Source organism: Streptomyces klenkii, from assembly GCF_003626645.1.
Classification (GTDB): domain Bacteria; phylum Actinomycetota; class Actinomycetes; order Streptomycetales; family Streptomycetaceae; genus Streptomyces; species Streptomyces klenkii.
This window is the reverse complement of sequence record NZ_RBAM01000217.1, coordinates 1-1025: the sequence shown is the minus strand read 5'-3', so window position 1 is coordinate 1025 and position 1025 is coordinate 1. Positions and strand designations below refer to the sequence as shown.

1 protein-coding gene is annotated in these 1025 nt (G+C 70.6%); it reads right to left on the bottom strand.

The window, feature by feature from the left end; genetic code table 11:
* Nucleotides 1–620 precede the first annotated feature (620 nt).
* Nucleotides 621–1025 (bottom strand): LysE family translocator (locus D7231_RS35880; RefSeq protein WP_147449934.1); only part of this gene is annotated, 405 nt, incomplete at its 5' end.

Genomic DNA, 1025 nt, shown 5'->3' with positions numbered 1-1025 from the left:
CACGGGGGGTGGCGGCAGCGCGCTAGCTGCGGAAATCCCGTTGGCGCTCAAGACCCGCGGGGCCGAGCGCGAGGACCGTCAGCAGCCTGGGGCACGCCGGGTTACTCGGACGCACACCCGGCACCGGCCAACTCCCGATCCAAGACGGGAGCTTCCGGTCGAGCACTGCCCCCGTGCTCGACGTGACGGACCGCACCGCCAACCTGTTTCCAGTCACTGATGGCCACCTGGGCGCTGGGCATTCGATCATTAGCGACCCCCATCCGCGCCAGATGGGATAAATCGCCCTTCGATCACCAGCTGGCCAGCAGGAAAACGCTGGTCAGACCTTCCACCTTCTGCGTGTAGTCCCGCCGGGGGCACAAGAGCGCCGACACGCCCCTCCATGCCGTTTCCGCAGGTCAGCAGGCGTGTCGGGTTGTGGGCTCCGCGTGGGGAAGCGGTGCCCCGGGAGCAGGGGAGCATCCGGCTGTGCGCGGCTCGTACCGGCTTTGTGCGGGTAGCCGCGGCACATGCGCGGCGACGTCCCGGGCCCCCCGTGGAGCGACACCACCCGCGCACGCCGGCGGGCACGCGCTCGTTCCGGAGCCGGTTCCAGCCCCGTGACCGGCTGGGACGGATCAGTCCTTGCGCCCCGTCGCGGCGGCGGTGACTCCCAGCCCGATCATGGTGAGTCCGCCGATCCCACCGACCAGGGAAAGCCGCCGCGGCGAGCGCGCGAACCAGTCCCGGGCGGTGGCCGCGGCCATCCCCCACACCATGTCGGACACCACGGCGATGATGGTGAAGACCAGGCCCAGCAGCAGCATCTGCGCCGCGACGTGCCCCTGACCGCGGTCGACGAACTGCGGCAGCACGGCGGCGAAGAACACGATGGTCTTGGGATTGGTCACCCCGACGGCGAACCCCTCCCAGAACGTCCGCAGACCACCCTGCGCGACACCCACCCCGTCGACCGCCGCCTGCAACGACCCACGCTCACGCCAGGCCCTGACGCCGAGGAACACCAAGTACGCGGCGCCCAC